Origin of the sequence: Sphingobacterium anhuiense, from assembly GCF_042686355.1 — a bacterium.
Lineage (GTDB): Bacteria > Bacteroidota > Bacteroidia > Sphingobacteriales > Sphingobacteriaceae > Sphingobacterium > Sphingobacterium anhuiense.
The window spans coordinates 21321-45295 of sequence record NZ_JBHUPE010000020.1 but is presented as its reverse complement, the minus strand read 5'-3'; the positions used below and the strand labels follow the sequence as shown (position 1 = coordinate 45295).

The following is a 23975-nucleotide window of genomic DNA, read 5'->3' as shown; positions in this document are numbered from 1 at the left end:
TCGTTACTTCGTCACTGGTCACATCGTTACTGCTAAGAAGTTAGAAGGTTACATCTTTCGTTACTTCGTCACTGGTCACATCGTTACTGCTAAGAAGTTAGAAGGTTACATCTTTCGTTACTTGGTCACTAGTCACTTCGTTACTGTTAAGAAGTTAGAAGGTTACATCTTTCGTTAATATGTCACTAGTCACTGCGTTACTTGGTCACTGCGTTACTTGGTCACTGCGTTACTTGGTCACTGCGTTACTTGGTCACTGCGTTACTTGGTCACTGCGTTACTGATAAAATAAAAGTTTATTGTAAATATGGATATTAGAAAAACAAAATTAGAAGATTTAGATCAGGTGATGGCTATTATTGACATTGCACGAGGTTTAATGCGTGCTAGTGGCAATACCATTCAGTGGACAAATGGCTATCCCTCTCGGGAATATATCCAGTCAACAATAGCGATCGGAGAGAATTATGTCGTTATAGAAGATGATGCAATAGTAGCCACCTTCTGTTTCTCACTAGAACCTGATCCAAATTATACCATAATTGAAGATGGGCAGTGGCTGAATAAAGAGCCATATGGTGTAGTACATCGTCTGGCTTCCAATGGTCAAGTAAAAGGAGTAGCGGCACAATGCTTTCAATGGTGCTTTGAACAATGTCACAACATCCGGGTGGATACCCATGAAACAAATATCCCGATGCAAAAAGTACTGACAAGATTAGGTTACATACGTTGTGGCATTATCTATGTTGGCGATGGGACACCTCGGGTAGCCTTTCAAAAGATAGATTCATAAAAAAGATAACTCACAAAAAATGGCTTCCGATCAAGATCAGAAGCCATTTTTTATTGCGTCAATCTTGGAGACTAATATCCCGGATTTTGTTGTGCTTTTATCGGAGGATTGGCATTAATCTCTTCTTGAGATATAGGCAAAATCGTTTTGAAGAATGATCTATTGATCGCATGTTCTCGAGTAGGAACGCTGATACCGGCAAATGCATCATCAAAATTGATTGTCTTATTTAATCTGATCATATCAAAATAGCGAATGCCTTCACCAAAAAACTCCTTACTTTTCTCTGCTAAGATCAGTGCTTCCGAAACAGACGCAGCATCAATAGCCGGTAATCCTGCAGCCCGTTTACGGATCGCCTGCAAATAAGTTGCTGCCTTAGTCGGATTAGGTGTACTGGCCTTCAATGCTGCTTCCGCCGCAATCAGATAAAGTTCAGAAAGACGGATCACTTTAATATTGACAGCCGTATAATTAGAAGTTCCTTTATCCCCAGAAAATGTCGTAGAACCAAGGTACTTATAGCAAGAGCCAAGACGATCAGCAGATGATTCATCTCTAGCCATCACACCTCTTCTTACATCAGAGGGATCAGCATTAAGTGCATTTAAGAAAGGTGTACTTGCTAGGAAATTTCCTAAAGCACCCGTCTGGTGGTTTCTTCTCATAAAATAGAAACCCAATGAGTTTCGAGCGAGATCCGCTTGATTAGGTTCGATTACAAGTTCATATATAGATTCCGATCCAAACTGGGATTGCCACGAACTGACCCAAGCTGCATTGGTATAAAGAGAGTAAATAGGATTATTATTGATCACTTCCTCCGCAGCCAATAAAGCATTATTATAGTCGGCCATCGTGAGGTAAACACGTGCTTGTATGGCTTTGTTGGCATAGTAATTTAAGTAGCCATCTCTTTTGGTCTTTGGAAGACCAGTTTCCGCAGTTTTTAAATCCGAAAGAATCTGTTTGTAGTTTTCATCAACCGTAGCACGTAAACTTTGCTCATTGAAAGCCAGTGTTTTGGTCACGTTAGGAATTCCAAAGGCATTTTTATCATCGGTGTAAGATTTACCGTAAAGTCTAACCAGGTCAAAATTGGCCAATGCACGGATGGTTAATGCTTCCGATTTTGCAAGATCAAAGTTCTCAATACTTCCTGATGCTTTTAACTTTTCAATATTTTCGAGTAGATTATTGGTCTGGTAGATGATATTATAGATCGAAGTCCAAAAGCTCGAAAAACTGTTCGTTTGCGCATTATGATTAAAAGTATAAAATGCATCCAGTCCACGGCCTTGGGAGTAAAGCGTTACATCGCCACCTTTAGCGTCGCCATAAGCGATGAAATTACGTCCATAATAGTTCGAAGAAGTCATTTGACGCTGTATACCGTTGATCGCAATCTGAGCATCGTTGGCCGTTACAATGGCCTTATCAGCATCAACCGCATTAGTCGGTTCCACATCTAAAAAATTCTTACACGAGTAAGTTGTACTCAGAACAGATGCGAAAAGTAAATAGTTTATATATTTTTTCATCAGAATAAGCTGTTTATTTATTAATCAATTTGTTTATTAATGACATTAGCAATGCCTATGTCGGTTAAAAGCTATTATGATCATCAGGTTTGTTGCAATAAGCTATCGTTCACCCTATGATCAACAAAAAAACTAGAAGCCGATTTCAATACCAAATGTATATGTCTTGCCATATGGTGTTTCCCATCCACGAGTTCCGTATTGGTTAACCTCAGGATCCGCTAGTTTAAATTTAGATGCGGTGAATAGGTTTGTACCATTGAAAAATAAACGTGCATTACTGATTTTAACTTTTTCCAACCATTGTGAAGGCAATTTATAAGCGACATTGATGTTTTTTAGACGGATAAACGAAGCATCATATAAATGGCGGCTACTGAACTGAATAGCATCAGTTAAATCGTTACCATCGATTTTTGGTTGTGTACCATCTATATTGCTAGGTGACCACATATTATCATAGTAATACTGTGAACGTATTCTTTCCCAGTAGTAGCCATCATCCATCACATCCTTCTCAGCACCATCATACAGCTTTCCGCCGATCTTGTAACTAAAGTTTAGACCAAGTGAGATGCCTTTATATTCCACATCTGTATTGATTCCTCCGAAAATTTTAGGCGTAGCCGAACCCAAGATGATCTGATCTGCTTTCGTATAGCTGTAAGAAGCATTTCGGCCATTATATTCGAAATCGGATTTATCATTGTTTGTATACCAGACGTTTTTACCATTAGTTTTATCCACACCGCCCCACTCATAACCATAGAAGGCTAATACCGATTCATTTTCACGGTAGATAAACTGTGCACGGGCATCACCACCTGTAGGATCAGTCCAGATAATATCTTTACCAGCATCTAAAGTCTTGACTTTGGAAGTTAAAAATGAACCATTGACCCGAGCCGACCATCTGAAGTTTTCTTTACTGATGATATCGCCGCCTAAATCAATTTCGACTCCACTATTATTAATGACACCCACATTTTGGAGCACCTTTGTAAAACCAGTTGTACCAGAAGTAGGCACATCTTGAAGCAAGTCTTTCGAATCTCTATTAAAGTATTCGATGGAACCCGTTAGTCTATTGTTAAATAAACCATATTCCAAAGCGAGGTCGTAAGTATTACTTTTTTCCCAGGTTAGTTTTGTATTTCCTAATCCTCTGTCTATAGCCCCTAATGAACCATCGCCAACGACACCTCCTGGGTTACCTTTGTAATTGTATTTATAATACATTAAAGTTCTCCAAGCATAATTATCTGTTGGTAGCGTACCATTAACACCATACGAAGCTCTTAATCGTAAGGTGTTGACGATATCATTTTTAAAGAACTCTTCTTTATGGATACTCCATGCGCCAGATACAGACCAGAAGGTACCCCAACGATTATCTTCACTGAAACGTGACGAACCGTCCCGGCGGATAGAAGCTCCTAAAAAGTATTTCTCATTATAGTTGTAATCGACACGTGAAAGATAAGACATCAGATTATTACCGAACTGATAGCTGTCCGCTTTATAATTTGCTCCCGTACCGATAGATGTCAAAGAACTTGATCCGAGATTAATCGAATTGCTGTACTGAAAATCAGTGACATTCTTTTCAACTTCATAACCCGCTAAAATATTGAAGTTATGCTGCTCAATACTTTTGGCATACGTTAATGTATTGGACGAAACATATTTCCGCATATTTGTATTCCATTTGCTTGATGAACCCTTATCGGTCAAGCCAATGAAGTGCAATGCTGAAAAATTCAAAGCATCTTTTACTTCCGTGTTATCAAATGAGAAAATTGTTTTTGCCGTTAGATTAGGAACGATTTCCCACGATAAGGATTGTACAGCACCTAATTTGAGCGTTTTTGTACTGTTACCCCATTGTTTATTGTAATAGTCAGAATTATAGGCTAAGCTACCATATTGAGCGGTCCATGGATTTCCTGTTTTGTAGTCAGTAGGCCAATAGAATGGAAATAATAGATTTCTAGATTGAAAGAAAGGATTAGATCCCGTACTTCGAGTATCATTAAACCCAGTTTTATCCGTATTAGCAACATTCAAATTTACATTATATTCAATATTGCTTCTTATTTTTTGATTCAGATTGATTCTTCCCGATATTCTTTCATATTCGTTGATCGTGGCACGGCCCTTATCTTTTGTATAGTTTAAAGAAGAGAAGTATTTTGTTGTTTCAGAACCTCCGCTCAAAGAGATATCGTTTGTATTAAAAATACCGGTTCTAAATAAGTAGTCCTCCCAATCAAAGAATTTACCTTCCCGGTTTTCGACACCATCAGTAATTCCAAGAATTTTAACATTGTTCATACGGGCAGGGCCATCTACTTCAAAGCGATATCCATGTTTATTAAATCGGTTGTTGATCTGTCCCAGAGCATAAGTACTTGCCTCCTGATCTGTATAATTGACTCCAGTAGCACTATTTTTATTTGAGGTTCTATAATCATGGAAAATCTGATATTCCATATTGATCTGTGCCTGCGGATCCGCTACTTCATAATTATCTGTCGCCCACGATGGAGTAAAACCAAGAGAAGACCTAAAATTTATGCGTGCCTTTCCTTCTTTACCACGTTTCGTTGTAATCACGATAACACCATTGGCAGCTCTAGACCCATATAATGAAGATGCAGCAGCATCTTTTAATATGGTGATCGATTCGATATCCGATGGATTTAGCGTACTCATGACATTGGAAGAAGAATTGATCTGGCCGCTCATCTGTCCCACATTTCCCGAAACAACAGGAACACCATCGATCACATATAAAGGATCGTTAGAAGCATTCATCGAACCGATACCACGTATCCTGATACTAGATGTCGCACCCGCCTGGCCTGAGCTGGAACTGATCTGAACACCAGCAACGCGTCCGTTCAATGCATTTTCAAATGAAGTCGTAGGTACATCTTTAATATCACTTTCCTTTACCACCGCAGCAGAACCCGTGTAGGTACTCTTTTTAGCCGTACCATAAGCGACCACCATCACCTCATCGAGAGCATTTTCTTCTTTCTGTAAGGTTATTGTTAGTGTTTTTCGGCCATTCAGTTTGATTTCTTGTTTCTGATAGCCGACAGCACTGATGATAACTGTTGCATCCTGATTCGCATTGATCGTAAACAATCCACTGGAATTTGTGGATGTTGCGGTAGTTGTTCCTTTGACCGAGATCGTCACATCTGGAATGGCAGCGCCATTTCCATCTGAAACTTTCCCCGCAACCTGGATTTGTTGTGCATGTACGACCTGCAGAGTCCCGCAAGCCATCGTACATAACGAGGTAAGTAAAATTTTATTCATAAGAGTATTGGTTAGTTGTTGCTTTTAATAGATGATCTATTTATACCCGTAAGGTACAAGATAAGAATAAGATCATGATATTTTTTATGAAAATTCATGATCTTATGAAAATTTAATGTGTTTTATTCTGCTAGGATACCTATGCCAGGACGATCTGGTAAGATACATTGTCCGTCAATGACTTTCATGCCATCGTAAATATCATTTCCGATAAGAAGTGCACCATCTAGGTCTGCCCAATCTACCAAAGGAGCCAACTGAGCCGCGGCAGATATGGCACAAGAAGTTTCAGTCATACATCCGATCATTACTTTCATTTTTAATGACTGCGCTAATTCTGCCATCCTTTTTGCTTCACGCATTCCAGTACATTTCATCAGTTTGATATTAATGCCCGAATAAACCCCCTGCAATGCCGGAACATCAATTAATCTTTGGCATGCCTCATCGGCAATAGTCGGTATGGGGCTATGTGCTGTTAACCAGGCATTATCATCGATCTGTTCTTTTGGCATCGGCTGTTCCAAAAAAACTACGCCTCTTTCAGCGAGCCAATGTGACATTTCAAGTGCCTGTTCCTTTGTTTTCCATCCTTGATTCACATCCGCGCACAAAGGACGATCCGTACATTGGCGAATAGTGTCGATAATCATTTTATCCGTTTCAAGGCCCAACTTTACTTTGAGGATTTTAAACTGATCTGCCTCCATGACCTTTTTACGGATCACCTCCTCCGTATCGATACCAATGGTATAGGAAGTAGCGGGAATTAATGCTGGATTTAATCCCCAAATTTTATAAAATGGCTGTCCCAGTATTTTTCCTATTAAATCATGAAGTGCAATATCAACTGATGCTTTTGCAGCCGTGTTTTTAGCACTTATTTGATCCACGTAAGCCAATAACTCCTCCGTTTGAAAAGGAGAGTTGAATCCGGATAGGTCGATTTTGTTTAGAAAATTGATAACGCTTTCCTGCGATTCTCCTAGATATGGAGGCATACTTGCCTCTCCGTAACCAATAATGCCGTCATATTCCAATTGTGTCAATACAACCGGAGTAGTCGTTCTGCTGAAAGATGCAACAGTAAAGACATAACGCATTTCTAAAGTGTAAGGCTTATATCTCAGTTTGAAAGCCCCAAAATCTTTAGTAATCCAGTCTGAATGTGTACTCATGATCGTTGTTATCTTTTATTTGATGCTATAATAAGGGTTATTTTGTACTTTCTGTATTTGTGGATCGTTTGATCCCAAATATCTTTTTGCAGCAACGACAGTGCGTGTCTGAAAATCATCGTAATTTGCAGCATCTTTCAACATACTATTGATTCGTACAGATCCCGCTGCATGAATAAACGTTCCGTTACCGATGTAAAGTGCTACATGCGTAACACGGGCATTGGGATTCGTGTTTTTACCAGCAGCAAAAAACAAAAGATCAGCAGGTTTTAAATTTTTAAGCGCTTTTTCTGGATCAAAGTGACCTTCAGCATCCAGGATATCCACAGATTCGCCAGCTAATACCTGTTGAGAAGCATCACGCGGAATAACATAACCGTTCATGAAGTAAGCTGTCTTTGTAAAGCCGCTGCAATCGACTCCCTTTACAGAAGTACCTCCCCAAAGGTAAGGAAGTCCGAGCATAGATTTGGCACTCGAGATCAAGTTGTCAGCTGTAGGATTGCGTGAATCAACCCATTTTTTTAGCGATAAAGCTTCTTCTTTTTTGATGTATGCTTTCCTTTTATCAGGATAGGAAACTTCGAAATAGTTATTTTTCTCACCCGTCAGCACCAGAATATCGCCATATACAAGATCCGATACACGTTGGCTTTGCGCATGCGGTTCGGAAAGTGATTTTCCAAATTCGGCGGTATAGATTATTTTAGGTTGACTGTTCCATTGTGCTGCCTCTTCCTTTGTCATCGCTGTAACCGAAGAAGTTGGTAACCAGGCAATGTATCCTTCCGGAGTACGGATGCGGTATTCACCATGATCCTTTTGTAAGAGATCAACCTGTGTTCCCATTAATACCTGACTCGCCATTTCAGCCGCATTATCAGGCTTAGTTCTCATATTTCCGACAGATAAATGTACGATACCGATCAGTTTATTGCCTAAGTTTTGTTCGGGCAATAAGTTAATGGCCACCGTTGCCGGAATATTTTTAAATTGCTGTTCGAAAGCTGTTTTGGCGGCTGGTTCTGTCGTTTCTATCAGATAGTCATTTTTGGCAACATCTGTTTTTGTGAAGGCAAATAGCTTTGTACGCTTATCAGGAGCATATGCTTTTCTTACGGTTTCTTGCAGTTCTTTAACCTGAAGATAAACAGTGGAATCTAGTGCTTGTGAAAAGGCATGGTTAATCGTAAAAAAGCCTGCACAGGTAAGAATAGCATATTTTAGTTTATTTGTCATGCTGATTAGTTTGGTTTTTAAAGATAGTCTAAATTGTATGTTTTCACAAGAAATGTTGACGATTTGTGAATTAATGATCGATTTTTTTGCATAAATACGAATGCGGAGCCTTGTCAGAATTAAAAAATTCTTAAAAAGAAAAATGCAATTGTGTATACTTGTATTGCTAAATCGATTAAAATATGAGTTCAAGACGCCAATTTATTAGACAAGGTATTATTGGAGCAACAGCTATAAGTACTGTAGAGACATTATCAAGTTTTTCAATTCCGCAGAAACGGTCGGGAATGAAACCGATCGTTATTTCGACTTGGGACTTTGGTATCGCGGCAAATCAGGCAGCATGGGAAGTGCTAAAAAAAGGCGGAAAAGCAATTGATGCCGTAGAGCAGGGAGTGCGTGTACCGGAAGCTGATTTAAAAAATATGACAGTAGGAAAAGGTGGATATCCAGATCGCGATGGTATCGTTACCTTAGATGCCTGTATCATGGATTCAGAAGGAAACTGTGGTTCCGTGGCAGCCTTAGAGCATATCGCACATCCAATTTCTGTAGCTCGTCTGGTAATGGATAAAACACCACATGTGATGCTTGCAGGAGATGGGGCATTGCAGTTTGCGCTGGAGAATGGTTTTGAAAAAGAAGACCTGCTTACCCCAGAAGGAGAAAAAGCATGGAAAGAATGGTTAAAAGAAAAGAAATATAAACCGGTTATGAATATTGAGAACAAGTCATTCGCGGTGGAGCGTTTGCCAGGTAATCAGTATAATCATGATACAATAGGTATGCTTGCATTAGATGCTCAAGGCAATCTATCTGGTGCATGTACAACAAGCGGTATGGCTTTTAAGATGCATGGCCGGGTAGGAGACAGCCCGATTATCGGAGCTGGACTTTATGTAGACAATGAAGTAGGCGGGGCCACTTCTACAGGAGTAGGAGAGGAAGTCATTCGTACAGTAGGTAGTTTTTTAGTGGTCGAGTTGATGCGTCAGGGATATTCACCGGAAGATGCCTGCAAAGAAGCTGTAAAACGTATTGTTAAGAAGAAACCTAATATTGCAAAAGATATTCAGGTAGGATTTTTAGCATTGAATAAAAAAGGTGAATATGGATCTTATGCTTTGCAAAAAGGATTCTCATACGCGGTATGTCATAACGAAAAGCAGGATCTGCTGATTCCAGGTTCCTATTATTACAAATCATAATTTTTCAAAATCAGTAAACTATTATGACGCTTTTTCTGTCATTTAATTTCTAAGTTTGAATATAAAATATATTAAGATATGAAAGCAACATTTGGAGGCGGCTGTTTTTGGTGTACGGAAGTTATTTTTCAAAATACTGAAGGTGTAAAATCCGTTTTACCAGGATATATGGGTGGGCTAAATGATAATCCTACCTATGAGCAGGTATGTACAGGTACCACAGAACATGTTGAAGTGGTACAGATTGAATACGATGAAGATCTTGTTAATTACGAAGAATTATTGAAGATCTTCTTTAAAACGCATAACCCAACGACTTTAAACCGTCAAGGTAATGATGTCGGTACGCAATATAGATCGGTCGTATTTTTCCACGATGAGGAACAGGAAATACTAGCTAAGAATTTTATTGATGAGTTAGATAGTGAGGATGTTTTTGAAGATCCTATTGTGACTACTGTAGAGCCAGCGGTTACTTTTTGGGTAGCAGAAAACTATCATCACAATTATTTCAATACGCATCCTGAAAATCCTTTCTGTTCTGTTGTTATTGCACCAAAACTTCAAAAATTCATCAAAGAGTTTAAAGATTAAAAGATTAAAAGATTTTAGAATATAAAAAAAACCGCTTAATAGCGGTTTTTTTATGTTCTAATATAGCTGTAAAGTTATTTGCTTCTAAGCTTTAAAATAACTCAATCTGTCCGCCATTATCCGTTTGGATATCGTCAGGATTTGTTATTTCCAATTTAATATCACTTTGGCTATTCGTTGCTTCAGCTGTCTTTTCCGTTTCCTCACCAGATTCAGAAGTTTCAGTAGGAGCTGTCACCTCTTCCTTAGCATTCACGGCCAGATCAATTTCATCAGTAGTCAGTTTAACACTCTTCACCGTATGAAAGGATAGGCGGTTACCTTGCGCTTTCAAACCTTTAACATCAATGATCTCATTCAAAGGTTGATCTAAACTCTCCTCTGTCTGCGATTTTCCTTTCAGAACTTCCAGGTGTACCACAGGATCTGTACTGTTTGTCAGCACGATAAGTTTTGATCCAGGTTCGTCATTAATAAATGACACACTTTTACCGACAGGAATATCATCAAATTTAAATCGCTTCACATAGTAGGTGCCCGATTTACCATCTTGATGGATTGCAGTATAAACATGATCAGGGAAGTATTTCTCGATGCGAATCATCTTATCATCGAAATAATTGCTCAGATCAAAATTAGACAGCTCGTAAGTACCGTCCGACATGACGATCAAAATTTTGTCGTCACCATCAAACTCCCCTAAATATTGACCTCTTTCATCAGCATTTAAACGTTTGGTGATTTTATCAAACCAGATCTTACGGCCAGCTAAGGTCGAAACCCCAGCGCTTTTGAACGTGATCTTTTTAACCGGATATTTCGAAACAATATTTCCTTGAGATGCACGGCCTTTAATGGCTATTTCAGCAAAATTCATGTCGAAATTAAGCTTTCTCAATTTCGTATGCGGTTTCAGTTGAATATTGACTACCTCTGCCTCTCCATTCGGATTTGCAGTGAAGTAAGTTACTTTAGAACCCTTTGATCCTTTGCTGATGTCATATTCTTTATCACGTGTCACACCGACAACAGCAAAACGTTTGATGAAACTTGTACCTGTATCACCTTCTTTATAGATGGCATTGTAAATTGTTCGCTCATCGCCCTTTTTAAAGACAGCGACATGGATGATATCTTTTCCGACAAATACTTTGTCCTGAATTTTGGTGACTACATATTTGCCATCTGCACGGAAAACAATGATGTCATCGATGTCCGAACAGTCGCACACAAACTCGTCTTTCTTCATCCCCGAGCCGATGAAACCCTCTTCACGGTTGACATATAGTTTTGCATTGGCCAAAGCTACCTGTGTAGCTTCAACGCGATCAAAAGCTCTTAATTCAGTCTTGCGGCCACGACCTTTACCATATTTATCACGCAATCTTTCATACCATGCAATTGCATAGTCAGTCAAGTGTTTAAGATGGCGTTTAACATTCTTGATTTCATCCTCTAGAGAAGCCATCTGATCATCAGCCTTTTTCACATCAAAGCGCGTGATGCTACTCATCGGTTTATCGATCAATCGCTTATAATCTTCAGGGACGATAGGACGGTAGAACTGGGAGAAAAACGGTTCGAAAAGACCATTTAGCACGTCAACAACCGTATCGAAATCTCCAGCATTTTCGTATTGAGGATGCTTATACATACCCTCTTGAATGAAGATTTTCAGTAAACTGCTGAAGAATATCTTCTCTAAGAGATCATGTAATTTGATTTCAAGTTCTTGTTTTAATAAGTTCTTTGTATTGATGGTGTTTTCAATCAAGATATCATTAACACTTAAAAAGTGCGGCTTATCTTCTTTGATCACACAGGTATTTGGTGAAATGGAAACCTCACAGGCTGTGAAAGCAAATAAAGCATCAATCGTAACATCAGGAGATATTCCCGGAGCTAGATGCACTATAATCTCCACAAACTCTGCCGTATTATCTTCGATTTTCTTGATTTTGATTTTCCCCTTATCATTCGCTGCAACTACGCTGTCTATCAATCCACCGGTAGTTGTTCCAAAAGGAATTTCAGTAATCGCTAACGTTTTCTTATCACGCTCCTCAATTTTTGCACGGACCCGGATCTTGCCACCGCGTTGTCCTTCATTGTAAGCCGAGCAATCTGCCATTCCCCCCGTTGGAAAATCAGGAAGGATATGTGGTCTTTCGCCATTCAAAACCTGAATGGAACCATCAATTAACTCCAGGAAGTTATGAGGCATAATTTTAGTAGCCAAACCTACAGCAATACCCTCAGCACCCTGAGCTAGCAATAGCGGGAATTTTACAGGTAATGTAACCGGTTCTTTATTACGGCCGTCATAACTCAATTGCCAGTTTGTTGTTTCTGGATTGAAGACAACATCCAGAGCAAACTTCGATAGACGTCCTTCGATATAACGAGGAGCAGCAGAAGCATCTCCGGTAATAGGATCACCCCAGTTTCCCTGACAGTCAATCAGTAGATTTTTTTGACCGATCTGAACCATAGCATCGCCGATTGAAGCATCACCATGAGGATGATATTTCATCGTGTTACCGATCACATTTGCGGCTTTGTTATATCTTCCGTCATCCATCTCTTTCAATGAATGCAGGATACGTCGTTGTACAGGTTTAAAACCATCATTGATATGAGGTACAGCGCGATCTAAAATAACATAAGATGCATAGTCCAAAAACCAGTTTTCATACAAACCCGAAAGTGGAATTGTTTTACTGTTATTTGTCTGTCCGTTATTTAATTCTTCTTGATTATCGTCTGCAGGATAGTTTGTTTCTTCACTCATGTAATCAATAATATGGTGTTTTTATTCTAATTTGCTGCAAGAAAGCATCGTTTTTTGCAAGCGTAAAAATACGAAAAGCATTTCGTTTTATCCAAAGGATATACAAATAGATTTACATTGAAAATTTCAACATTCAAAAGTGGCATTCTAAATTCAGAAAAGATGCATTCAGGTCTTATTTAGCATCTTCAACCCGATCATACCAATAACAATCCATATCCCAAACGGTAAACTTAAATGTATCGGTGATCTTAAACCCAGCCTTCTCTAATACATTTCGTGAGCCTTGATTATCGACATGCGTAATCGCATGGAGAGGTATATGCGTCATGTTTTCATAGTAAAAGGCAATACAGGCCAATGCCGCTTCTGTGGCATAACCTTTACCCCATGACTCTTTACGGTAGCGATAGCCAAAATCTAGAAAATTGACGCGATTATTCATCGGTTCGTCGATAAACTTAAATCCGGTCCAGCCTATAAATTGATTTGTTGCTTTTTCAATAACAGCAACACGTCCTGTACCATATGCGTCATATTGCTGCAGCAAACTAAGAATATAATCTTTTGCCTCTTCACTCGATTTTAAAGGAGATCTGTTTAAATAAAGATGAACTTCCGGTTGCGAATCCATCGCATAGAATTCTTCAACATCATCTAAAGTTATCGGACGAATAAGTAGTCTCTCCGTTTCGAGTGTAGGTACGTATTTCATAAAAATATTATTTAAAGTAAAGTTAATAGAAATTAATTATCTTCAACTATTTAAAGCGTCGTGAAGAAAATGGATACAATGGGGAGAGAAATTGTTGATTACTTACATCAGGCAGATTTTTCAGTAGTCGTACAAATAGCATTTCTAGGGAATTTTCTGCTATTTTTCTTATCCATTACATTTTATGCTGTGGTGCACTATCTGTATAACAGCAAGCAGGAGTTGGTTGAGCGTCATCCCATATTGAAAGCAGATATAGGAAATGCAATTTTAAATATCTCCCTTAATGCGGTTATTGCCATTGCTGGCATTTATATGTTAAGAATTGGATGGATTAAAATAGTTGATCTTGATTGGATGGTATTTCCAATCAAATTTTTAGGCGTATTGTTTCTTGTGGATTTTTTGATGTTTATACTGCACTGGCTTGTTCACAAATCCTTTTTATATCGTTATTTTCATTACAGGCACCATACCTTCGAACGTACAAATGCATTGAGTCTCTTTGTGATGCATCCACTAGAGAATGTAATGTTCGGAGTCATTCTGGTCATCGTCTTTACGCTAATTTCCTGCGATATCTTTACGGTTGGTTTTTATCTGGGATTCAATCTACTATGGGGAATATTAGGACATATTGGATTTAATCTTTTTGAGTTTAAAAATCGATGGATAACCAATGGTCTTTTTCATATGAATCATCATCATGATATTCATATTAATTTTGGTTTTTATACCTCAATCTGGGATAGACTATTCAAAACTCATCGGGAATCCTGAAACCAGGAATAGACTTAATTCAGCAATGTCAACTATTAAAAATCCGATTGCAATAGAAGATCATATAAAATAATTCGTCCAAGAATCATTTTTTAGATCCTTGGACGAATTGCGTTATAGCTGTAAAAGAGTGTCTACACTTTTTTATCCGTACTGTTTGTATCATCCGGCGAAGCCGATTCCACAACAGTTGGTGTAAGAAACTTTTTAGGTTTCCGTACGATTCCCCATTTTTGAAGCAATTCCTGTGTTGCATTTCGTTTGAGATGCTCTTTTTCAGGCTCACCGATTAAATATCCGATAGGCTCCATGCTAGGGATCGCATCAAAAATAACCTTTAAGGTTGCGAACATTGGTAGCGCTAGAATTAATCCTGCTAAACCAAAAATCATTCCGCCCAGTAAAATAGCAATAATAGCCATCAGGGGGTTAATACTTACTTTGCTGCCGACGATATTAGGAGTAATGATATTACCTTCTAAAAATTGAACTACCTGAAACCAGGCAATTACACCGACCGCATATAAAGCGCTATCTTTTGTTGCCAAAGCAAACAAAGCCGGTAAGATTGAGCCAATAGCGATACCAATATAAGGCAATAACATGAGCAAAGAAGCCATTGAGCCAAAAAACCACGCGTATTGAATACCCATCAACATGAGGCCCACTGTATTCAGTACAGCGACAATTCCCATCACCATTACAAGCCCCAAACAATAACTTTGTACTACCTCATAGATTTTGCTCAGTACAGCATGAATTTTCTTGTTATCCGTGTTTTTAAATGCTTTAAAGAAAAACTCTTTGAAAAAATCACGGTAGTAAAGGAGAAAGAAAATAAAGATAGGAACTAAGATAACACCAGCTAATGTACTTCCTATTGAGCCAAAAGCTGTTGACATATAACCGCCAACATTCTCTAAAGCATTATTTCCCTGCTCTTTCATCTTTTGAATCACCTCACTTCGCTCTAATCCAAATTGAGATTGAATCCAGTTCTGTATCGATTCTACAGCGGCCAATACTTTTTCCTGAATCGCCACAGCATCTTTTCCAATGATAATACTTTGATGTACAATAAACCAGATCAAAGTGCTGATAATTAAGATGGCAATAATAACAGCCATGATAGAAGCTGCCGCCTTTCCAAATCTCAATTTATTTTCAAAAAATGATGCAATCGGGTAAAGTGTCATTGAAAGAATGATCGCAAAAAGTAACGGTACGATAACACTTTGAGTGACATATAAAAATCCGATGATTAATGCCAGGGCAAACAAACTTGAGGCAAGCTCAACTGAATACGGTTTTTTTCCTGATTTACTTTCCATATATGACTGCTAACAAATAAAGGGTTAATCTTAATTGAGAATACAATTAAGCTTTTTTCTTTCTATAGCTAAATCCTTGCCAAAAAAACATATACAGTAAAGCGATACCTAAAAACAAAGCATTAAAATACATCACTTGCGGTATCCTGGTGATAATATCCTGATAGTACATCCCTGCAAATAAGGCTCCTAAACCAATACCTGCCTCCATCGATATGTACATCGTCGCTACCGCACGTCCACGTTGATTATGCTTACCAAGGTCTATGGTCCAGGCATTGATCGCAGGAGATAAGATTCCTGTACCGATACCGTATATACTTGCTCCTAACATCAGTTTGTTAAAGGAATCTCCCTGTCCAATGAGGTATAAAGAAATACCAACAATAAATAACCCGATCATAATTACTTTGGTACGTCCATATCTGTCCGATGCTTTTCCTGATATGAAGCGGATCAAAATTGATGCAATCGTATATGCGGCAAAGAATATCCCCTTATTGCTCAGATTGAGGTGATCACTCCAATCGGGGATTAATGTCAATATGGCTCCAAATGCGGAGTAAGATAGAAACGTTACAATTCCCGCTGGTAATACACCGATATCAATGATGTCGGTACGCGAGATTTTGAACATGGATAAATTGAGCTTTTCTTTTTTTGCAAGTGTTTCCTTCATATTCATGACAATAACAATAGAAAGAAGCGCAAAAAGCGATGAGCTATAGAACATGATATTGATACCAAAATACTGGAAAATAGCACTACCGATAGCGGGACCTACTGCACCGCCAATTGCAAAACAGAGACCATGCATCCCTAAAGCTTCACCCCAGCGTTCGCGTGGTATGATATCAGCAACGTAAGCTGAAGTAGCAGTAGGTTTGAAACCTGTTGAAAAACCATGAATCAATCTCAAAAGAAGAAAACCGGAGACTGTCGTGAGCACAGGATATAGAAAACCGCATAAGAAACAAACAATAGACCCGATGGCCATGACCGGCACGCGACCCCATCGATCGGTCAATTTACCACTGAAAGGACGCGAGATACCAGCTGTTAAAGTAAATAAGGCTATGATTAGACCCTTATGTTCGGCTCCCCCCATTTGGCTCAAGTAGTTCGGAAGCTCTGGAATAATCATATTGAAACTCGCTGAGAACAGTAGCGAACTCAAGCAGAGAAGGGCAAATTGTAATGTATATATGGATTTATTTTCAGTCATGTTAAACGGACTCTTGTTTGTGTAAAAAATGAATCGCCTTCTTTTTGAGAGAAGGCGATGTCTTATAATTTTTTTGTTCGCGCTATTTCCGAACAAAAGATGGTGGTTGCTACAGCGACATTTAAAGATTCTGCCTCACCGATCCTCGGAATCGTGACAGGTTTGTCGACCAATTCGATTAGTTCATCCGAAATGCCATTTCCCTCATTTCCCAGAATAAGGAGACCTTCATCTCTCCAGTCGGTTTCGTAAATACTATCGCCGTTGAGTAAAGCACCAAAAACAGGTATTTGAGCCTCTTGAATAAAAGCTTTTAAATCGAGATAATGGATCTCAATACGTGAAAGAGAACCCATTGTAGCCTGGACAACTTTAGGGTTATAAGCATCTACAGTACCGATTGAACAAAGGATCCGTTGAAAACCAAACCATTCGGCTGTGCGGATAATGGTACCGAGATTTCCAGGATCTTGAATGTCGTCCAAGAGTAAGGTATGCTGTCCTTTGAAATCTTTTATGGCTAATGCCTTCTGTTTCGGTATATGTACCAGAGCCAGTATACCCTGAGGAGATTTTAAGCTGCTTATTTTTTGAAATTCGTTTTCAGTCAGCACATAAGATTTTATTTTTCCCGATATTTTACCCACTTTTGCGAGTACATCTTCTGTATAAAATAAGCTGTCAACTTGATAGGAGGAAGATAGAAATTCGATAACAGATTTTATTCCTTCGACAATAAAAAGACCATGTTGTTTGCGAAACTTTTTATTTTGAAGTGATGATATTAGAGTAATTTGTGCTTTTGACAACATTTTTTAATGATAAATAATCAACGCCTTTTAGCTTTTACAAGTATAACGCTTTTGTTGCTAATTTTCACATCTTGCCGTACAGCACGTTTCTTAAATGAGGACCAAGCTTTGGTAGATCATGTGGATATTCATGGTGTAAAACCTGAGCTCAAAGAAACAACCTCGCTCTATATTTCAAATGAGATTAAGGTCAATTCGCGGGTTAACTTATTTATCTATAATCTTTTTAATACAAAAGATGGAAAATATAAGAAACGTAATATCAGAAATGTCGGTGAAGCCCCCCATTTATTGGATTCTGGTTTAGTTGATTTATCTGCGACACAGATAAAAAGATTTTTATTTACAAAAGGTTATTTTGGTGCTAGCGTAAAACCTGAAATAGCGGTAAAGAATAAAAGAGCGGCCATTCATTTTAATGTTACGCAGGGCGATCCCTATTACATGAACAAAATTACGTATAATTTTGCTGATTCTCTTGTTGCCGATCTTTATAAAAAAGAAGTAAAACCAGCTACAGTTATCAAAGAAGGAGATCAATATGATGCGGTAAACCTGATCACAGAAAGAGAAAAATTGTATATGGCTATGCGTGATCATGGCTATTTTGATTATATCCGTCAATACATGCGTGTCGCTGTCGATTCGATGTCAAAGAAAAATCAGCTAAATTTAGAAGTGCAGGTTGAAAATCCAAGTGATTCAACAAAACATCAGGTATATACCATTGATAATGTATTCGTTACTATTCGAAATTTTGGAACTGCAAAGAAAGAAATTAAACAGACATTCGACAGCATCAACAAGATCCATTTCAAAGATGAGACAAACAATTTTCGACTGAAACCATTGACCCGATATATGTATATCAAATCTGGGCATCCTTACAATCTGACGAAAGAAAATCTTTCTTACGATCGTTTGTACGAAATGAATGGATTTCGAAGTGTTAAAATTCATTATCAAAAGACAGATTCAAACAGATTGGATGCATTCTATGAGATGGTACCTCGTCCGTTGATGGGAAATCAGATTGAAGGTGAATTTACATTGAGTTCAGGGATGAGCGGTTTTAATATCGGAAATACATTTTCTCATCGTAATATCTTTGGCGGAGCCGAACTATTGGAAGTAAAATTACGTTATGGTATTTTATTTGATCCTAGACTTAGCGGTAGCATTTCTAACAAAATCTTTAATAATGATATTCAGATCGGTGTAAATCTGATTGTCCCACGTATGATGACACCTTTTCCTGTTAGCAATAACGCACAGTATGGATTAGCTAAAACAACTTTTTCGACGAGTTTACAGATTTTCAATCAGGATGCCACCTATTCAAACCGTTACTTTATCAATACATTAAATTACTCTTGGCACGAATCTGCAAACAAATTCCACAGCTTTACGCCAATTGTGTTGGAATATAGACAAGGACGTTTAAATGATAATTTTGCTCAGAACCTGATAGATCAGGGGTACTTATTATATGTACGAAGTAATAACCGCGAGTATTTTGGTCTGGGATCCCAATACGCATTCACTTATAACGCCAAGAAGCTGACCAAGAAGGAAAATTTTAATTATTTCAAAGGCTCAGTAGATTTGAGTGGTAATATTTTAGATCTTGTAAGCCGGGTAGTTAAGTTTGACCGGACGGCGGATGGCGAAAAAAAGGTTCTTGGAGTACCTTATTTGCAGTATGCCAAAACGGAATTAGACTATCGTCTTTATCGTAATCTAGGGGGCAATAGACAATTTGTTTTTAGGATCAATCCAGGTATCGCTATTCCTTATGGAAACAATTCGACGCTCATGATTTTCGAAAAAAGCTTTTACGGTGGCGGGATGAATGGCATGCGTGCCTGGCAAGCGAGGACATTGGGCCCTGGAAGTTATAATCGGGAAAGTGTCAGTGAAGATTTACGGTTGAACCTTCGGAACTTAGATCAATTAGGGGAAATCAAAATTGAAGGAAATGCTGAATATCGTTTCCGTATATTAAATAGCGTTTTAGGGGCTAAGATGAATGGCGCTACCTTTGTAGACTTTGGAAATGTTTGGCGATTAAAAGAGAATGAATTAAATCCAGGCGGAGAGTTTAAGTTTGATAAATTTTTAAGTCAGATTGCAATAGGAACAGGTTTTGGACTTCGTTTTGATTCCGACTATTTTATTATCCGATTGGATGCAGGACTTAAAGTTAAAGATCCGCAATTCTCAGGAAGCGATCAATGGGTGTTAAAGCATTTTTTCGATTCCAAAGAATTTAAGGATCAGTATTACCAGACGCACAGGCCTGACCGTTATAATTTTATTCAGTATAACTTTGGTATTGGATTACCTTTTTAGAAAATCAAATTTTTTAAACTTGCAAAAATAGACTCTATAATAGACGAGATATTTAGGCCCTGCGAGTGATTGAAGAAAAAGAAACATACCGCCAGTACAATTGCCGTCAATAATAGTTTCTTAAATGCATAAGCAATAAGTAAGATCACAGCCGGGATAATCAGAAACATAAGTCCGCTGATAGCAAAAGCAGACAATCCTTTGTCAGATTTATAGATATAAAATAGTCTACCTTTTGATCTGTCTTGATTCTTATGTTTGAAGAATACAAATGTGGAGGATTCAATTTTATCATTTGGAACCCCAATTCCATCGTGGAACTGTAAGTCTTGGGTAAACCCATTAATGCTAAATTTATACGTACCGTTGATACGTTCATTTGTTTTCTCTGCGGAATCTACAGCTATAACGGCAAGTTTCCCATTGCCTGATAAATTTTCTTTGACTATAAAATTCTCTATTTTTTGCATTTGTGCATGCCCCAAAAATGGAATTAACAGCAGGAGAAACAATAATTTTTTCATTGTACAATTTGTTTTTTAACGGTTATGAAGCGATCATGATCTGCACTTAGCTATCTGTAAGATCATGATAGTTTCATTATATAATTTGTTTTTTATCAATAATGAAGCAATCATAAATCCAGTATTCTTCAAGATTTGAACTGATTTAGTTCATGATGTTTCATTAAAAATTGTTTGCGTTGCAATTTTAGACATTTTCTATCTCTTTATAAAATAGATAGCCTTAATAATTCAATAAATGTTTTTGTTATTTTATTTCCGAAACAATGAATAATTTGTACCTTTGTCTTGTAAAAAAATTAAATCGAAATGGCAGAAACAGTACAACATAGAGAACCAAAAAAGACTGATAATAACGCAAATCAAACTCATTATTACAAGACTTTAACAATAGCTATCGTTTTGGGTCTTATAGGAGTATTCATTAGATTTGTACCAGATGTTTGCACAAACTTTGATCAACATGTATCGATGTTTTCAGCAATAGCTAACATTAGCCTTGTAGTAGCATCTCTTATCGCTTTTAGAACAGTTTTTGGAATTTTAGGATTCGGAAAAAATAAATAAGTCTTTATAAAAATATAGTAAACGTCAATTCTCTCGAATTGACGTTTTTTTTACGCTGTTTTTTCTTCGAATTGCCTTGGTATGGTTCCATCTAGATGACAGGTAAACCCTTTTTGGAGGTTATTACATAACAACGCATAGGACTAAAAGTTTTAATTATTTATTTACCCACAACAAGATAAAATGTCGATAAAAAAAGACGCTGTTTCCCTTAAGAGAAACAGCGTCTTTTTTTATAGTACGAATAGCAATTAATTATGCAAATAATGACCAAGTTCCCCAAGGAATACGAGCTAAGATTAAGATTAATCCAAGAATGTAAAAAATCAAAACAGTTTTGTTTGCTTGTTTAGCATCAGTCAATTTTTTAGCTTTTATATAACCAATAGAAATTAACACAATCGCGATAATCATCGTAAGCGGATGCTCGATAATTTTAAAACGCATGGTAGGGTCTTTCATAATAGAACCTGAGATCATGGATGGGTATTTTAATACGAAGAATAAAATCAATCCAATTAATAATTGCAAGTGAGAGGCAATAAAACCTAGCAGCGCAATTTTTCTATTATACGGTTTGTTACCTGAGAAGTTTACAAAGGTAATGATGATTGAAACAATCAGAGCTAACAATAAGATAATTGCTAATGTCGAGTGTAAGTGTAACATAATTTCTTCTTTAATTAATTCTTTGAATACAAAAGTATAAAATAACTAACGCTTTTCGCCTATTTCTTTAAATTCAGATTTTTCTTTCCATTTTGGGAAAGTCGCTTCTTGACTTAAGGTATAACCAATATCAAAAAATAGTCGAATATCGGCTAACATACCTTCAAAATTCCACTCCGGAATCACTTCATCGTTGACAGCATGATAACGGCCCTCCAATGCTTTTTTTCGTTTTTCAGTAATGGACCGATCTTTTTCCAGATAATCATTTCCACTACCAGCATAAAATGCAGGAACACCAACCTTCGCAAAATTGAAATGATCAGAACGATAGAAGCCTCCGGATCCAGGATTGCCCTCTGATTTCGTATAGCGGTCAAATTTGAGAGCAGAACGTTCGGCGTAGTCATCCATATCCGATTGCCCTTTTCCAACAATAGATACATCTTTGGTAGCACCCGCAGCACTGAAGGCATCCATATTGATATTAGCAACTGTTTTATTTAAAGGGTAAATCGGATTTCTAACATAATAATCCGATCCCAGTAATCCGTCTTCTTCCGAAGTCACAGCAAGAAATACAATGGAACGTTCGGGAGCTTTTTTAGCTGCTTTAAAAGCTTTAGCAATCTCAAATAGTGCTGCTACCCCAGCAGCATTATCAATGGCACCATTATAGATTGAGTCTCCATTGACTGCTTCGCCAATGCCGAGATGATCCCAATGTGCGGTGTAGATAATATTTTCATCTTGACGGCTTTTACCTTCAAGTCTGGCGATGACATTATTTGACTTTGATCTTTTTATTTTATTGCTGACCTCAAAATTTGTTGTTATTCCCAAAGGAACTGCTTTGAAGCCTTTTTTCTTCGCTTTTTCAATTAGTGAGTCATCATAACCTGCTAGTTTAAAAAGCTTGGATGTACTTTCTGTAGATAACCAGCCCTCCACTTGTGCATATTTATGAGGGTCGTTCACATTGTCTAAGTCCATCTGCGGCGCATTTCCCCAACCTGTACGGATCACATTCCAACCGTAACTAGCTGCCTTTGTCTGATGGATTATCATAACGCCAGCGGCACCTTGACGTGCTGCTTCTTCATATTTGTAGGTCCATCTTCCATAATAGGTCATTGTATCACCTTTAAAAAGAGACTTATCATAATGTCCAGGATCATTGACCATGACAACGACAGTCTTTCCCTTTACATCAAGATCTTGATAATCATTCCACTGGTATTCCGGAGCAACGATACCAAATCCTACAAAAACGAGCTCTGTATTTTTCAATTCCACATGATCCTGCAGGCGACGGCTTGTTAACACATAATCTGTAAGATTATTTAGTGTGAGTTCGTCTTGCGGAGATTTTAAAGATAGGGTTACATTGGGAGTGGAGGTAATCTCTACCATCGGAACTTCCTGAAAGTAACTGTTGTCATTACCGGGTTTTAGCCCTAGCGCTTTAAACTGAGTTGCTATATAGTTGGTCGCCAAAGTATCCCCCTTTGTAAAGGGTTTTCTACCCATAAATTCATCCGATGAAAGTTTGAGGATGGTGCTCTTATAGCTTTTTTCAGTAATGCTGCTGAGTGCTTTTTGATCGAGGGTATTTTGCTTCGTTTGCGCTGATACAAGATGCGGTATACCCATGCATGCTATACCTAGCGCTATGTATTTAAATTGTTTTTTCATGTTGATGTGTTGTTTCAATAGGATAAATCTCCGCAATAGGATGGAAAAGATAAATTTTGTTACTGCTCAATTCTACGCATTTGTAGCGCTTTCTCACTTTTTCCTGCTTTTGAAACACCCGACCATTCTGTAATTTGAAATGACTTTTCTCAGGTAACATTTCAACAGTTAATACCTGATCGGCATGTTTGTCAAATTTTTTAAGGGTACGAAAAAGATGAAGGTCAGTACAACTGGATGCTGCCGGATTTGCTAAATATTGCGCTACAGCCGTGGCAATTTCAGCAGGAAAAATCTGAAGCCCCAAAAATGGATTCATTAAATTTTGAAAATTAGACTTCCATTCATTACCATGCGGCTTCACAGCATGTTTATGCTGTTGCCAAGTCTGCAGATGTGCAAACTCATGAATGGTGGTGATCAAGAAGGAATAGGGGTTGAGATCATGATTCACCGAAATACGATGGCCAGCTGTACGAAAAGGTGCACGATAATCACCAAGTTTTGTACTTCGGGTTTTAGATATTTTGAATAAACAGCCCGTATCATTGATCCATCTGGAGATAATAGGAGCAGCCTCTTCGGGCATAAATCTTTTCAATGTAGCACTATAATCCTGCATAAC

General features: G+C 38.0%; 19 protein-coding genes. 6 read left to right on the top strand and 13 right to left on the bottom strand.

The window, feature by feature from the left end:
• Positions 1 to 307: 307 nt before the first annotated feature.
• Positions 308 to 796 (top strand): GNAT family N-acetyltransferase, encoded by a 489-nt coding sequence (locus ACFS6I_RS23490; protein WP_380924197.1) that lies wholly within the window; start codon positions 308 to 310, stop codon positions 794 to 796.
• A 71-nt stretch (positions 797 to 867) separates the two neighbouring features.
• Here the strand turns inward: ACFS6I_RS23490 and ACFS6I_RS23485 are convergent, their stop codons facing one another.
• The 4 genes from ACFS6I_RS23485 to ACFS6I_RS23470 form a co-directional block, all read right to left on the bottom strand.
• A complete protein-coding gene (locus ACFS6I_RS23485; protein ID WP_380924195.1) occupies positions 868 to 2337 on the bottom strand; it encodes a RagB/SusD family nutrient uptake outer membrane protein in 1470 nt (489 codons plus the stop codon).
• 132 nt (positions 2338 to 2469) lie between these two features.
• The gene (locus ACFS6I_RS23480) at positions 2470 to 5667 is read right to left on the bottom strand and encodes a SusC/RagA family TonB-linked outer membrane protein (protein WP_380924193.1); all 3198 of its coding nucleotides are present in this window, start codon (positions 5665 to 5667) and stop codon (positions 2470 to 2472) included.
• A gap of 122 nt (positions 5668 to 5789) precedes the next feature.
• Positions 5790 to 6845, bottom strand: coding sequence for a dipeptide epimerase (locus ACFS6I_RS23475; RefSeq protein ID WP_346600433.1), 1056 nt, complete (start codon positions 6843 to 6845; stop codon positions 5790 to 5792).
• A gap of 15 nt (positions 6846 to 6860) precedes the next feature.
• Complete coding sequence (locus ACFS6I_RS23470) at positions 6861 to 8087, bottom strand: C40 family peptidase (protein ID WP_208696335.1); 1227 nt, start codon at positions 8085 to 8087, stop codon at positions 6861 to 6863.
• Positions 8088 to 8269: 182 nt separating this feature from the next.
• On the opposite strand from ACFS6I_RS23470, the gene ACFS6I_RS23465 reads away from it, so the two are divergent.
• On the top strand, positions 8270 to 9295 hold the full coding sequence (locus ACFS6I_RS23465; protein WP_132845942.1) for an isoaspartyl peptidase/L-asparaginase family protein: 1026 nt from the start codon (positions 8270 to 8272) through the stop codon (positions 9293 to 9295).
• Between the two features lie 78 nt (positions 9296 to 9373).
• Complete coding sequence (gene msrA / locus ACFS6I_RS23460) at positions 9374 to 9889, top strand: peptide-methionine (S)-S-oxide reductase MsrA (protein WP_132772269.1); 516 nt, start codon at positions 9374 to 9376, stop codon at positions 9887 to 9889.
• Between the two features lie 91 nt (positions 9890 to 9980).
• Here the strand turns inward: msrA and ACFS6I_RS23455 are convergent, their stop codons facing one another.
• A complete protein-coding gene (locus tag ACFS6I_RS23455; RefSeq protein WP_380924190.1) occupies positions 9981 to 12680 on the bottom strand; it encodes a DNA gyrase/topoisomerase IV subunit A in 2700 nt (899 codons plus the stop codon).
• A 175-nt stretch (positions 12681 to 12855) separates the two neighbouring features.
• Complete coding sequence (locus ACFS6I_RS23450) at positions 12856 to 13395, bottom strand: GNAT family N-acetyltransferase (protein ID WP_380924188.1); 540 nt, start codon at positions 13393 to 13395, stop codon at positions 12856 to 12858.
• A 78-nt stretch (positions 13396 to 13473) separates the two neighbouring features.
• On the opposite strand from ACFS6I_RS23450, the gene ACFS6I_RS23445 reads away from it, so the two are divergent.
• A complete protein-coding gene (locus ACFS6I_RS23445; RefSeq protein WP_380924186.1) occupies positions 13474 to 14175 on the top strand; it encodes a sterol desaturase family protein in 702 nt (233 codons plus the stop codon).
• Positions 14176 to 14309: 134 nt separating this feature from the next.
• Here ACFS6I_RS23445 and ACFS6I_RS23440 read toward each other — a convergent pair whose 3' ends face one another.
• From ACFS6I_RS23440 to ACFS6I_RS23430, 3 genes are all read right to left on the bottom strand, one after another.
• Positions 14310 to 15506 (bottom strand): AI-2E family transporter, encoded by a 1197-nt coding sequence (locus ACFS6I_RS23440; RefSeq protein WP_380924184.1) that lies wholly within the window; start codon positions 15504 to 15506, stop codon positions 14310 to 14312.
• A 46-nt stretch (positions 15507 to 15552) separates the two neighbouring features.
• Positions 15553 to 16731, bottom strand: coding sequence for an MFS transporter (locus ACFS6I_RS23435; protein WP_132772278.1), 1179 nt, complete (start codon positions 16729 to 16731; stop codon positions 15553 to 15555).
• A 62-nt stretch (positions 16732 to 16793) separates the two neighbouring features.
• The gene (locus ACFS6I_RS23430; protein WP_380924181.1) at positions 16794 to 17543 is read right to left on the bottom strand and encodes a TrmH family RNA methyltransferase; all 750 of its coding nucleotides are present in this window, start codon (positions 17541 to 17543) and stop codon (positions 16794 to 16796) included.
• 6 nt (positions 17544 to 17549) lie between these two features.
• Between ACFS6I_RS23430 and tamL the strand changes: the two genes are divergently transcribed.
• Positions 17550 to 19895 carry a translocation and assembly module lipoprotein TamL gene (gene tamL, locus ACFS6I_RS23425; protein ID WP_380924179.1) on the top strand — a complete coding sequence of 782 codons (2346 nt, stop codon included), beginning with the start codon at positions 17550 to 17552 and terminating at the stop codon, positions 19893 to 19895.
• On the opposite strand, the gene ACFS6I_RS23420 is transcribed toward tamL, so the two are convergent.
• Positions 19892 to 20419, bottom strand: a complete 528-nt coding sequence (locus ACFS6I_RS23420; RefSeq protein WP_346583462.1) for a hypothetical protein — start codon at positions 20417 to 20419, stop codon at positions 19892 to 19894. The genes tamL and ACFS6I_RS23420 overlap by 4 nt on opposite strands.
• 309 nt (positions 20420 to 20728) lie before the next feature.
• Here ACFS6I_RS23420 and ACFS6I_RS23415 point away from each other — a divergent pair, with 309 nt between their 5' ends.
• On the top strand, positions 20729 to 20986 hold the full coding sequence (locus tag ACFS6I_RS23415) for a hypothetical protein (RefSeq protein WP_021187767.1): 258 nt from the start codon (positions 20729 to 20731) through the stop codon (positions 20984 to 20986).
• Between the two features lie 255 nt (positions 20987 to 21241).
• Here the strand turns inward: ACFS6I_RS23415 and ACFS6I_RS23410 are convergent, their stop codons facing one another.
• From ACFS6I_RS23410 to ACFS6I_RS23400, 3 genes are read right to left on the bottom strand one after another with little or no spacing between them, the layout of a single operon-like run.
• A complete protein-coding gene (locus ACFS6I_RS23410) occupies positions 21242 to 21655 on the bottom strand; it encodes a hypothetical protein (protein WP_021187768.1) in 414 nt (137 codons plus the stop codon).
• 45 nt (positions 21656 to 21700) lie between these two features.
• The gene (locus ACFS6I_RS23405; protein ID WP_380924176.1) at positions 21701 to 23350 is read right to left on the bottom strand and encodes a M28 family metallopeptidase; all 1650 of its coding nucleotides are present in this window, start codon (positions 23348 to 23350) and stop codon (positions 21701 to 21703) included.
• Positions 23334 to 23972, bottom strand: coding sequence for a SprT-like domain-containing protein (locus ACFS6I_RS23400; protein WP_380924174.1), 639 nt, complete (start codon positions 23970 to 23972; stop codon positions 23334 to 23336). Before ACFS6I_RS23400 ends, ACFS6I_RS23405 begins: the two co-directional genes overlap by 17 nt.
• Positions 23973 to 23975: the final 3 nt, after the last annotated feature.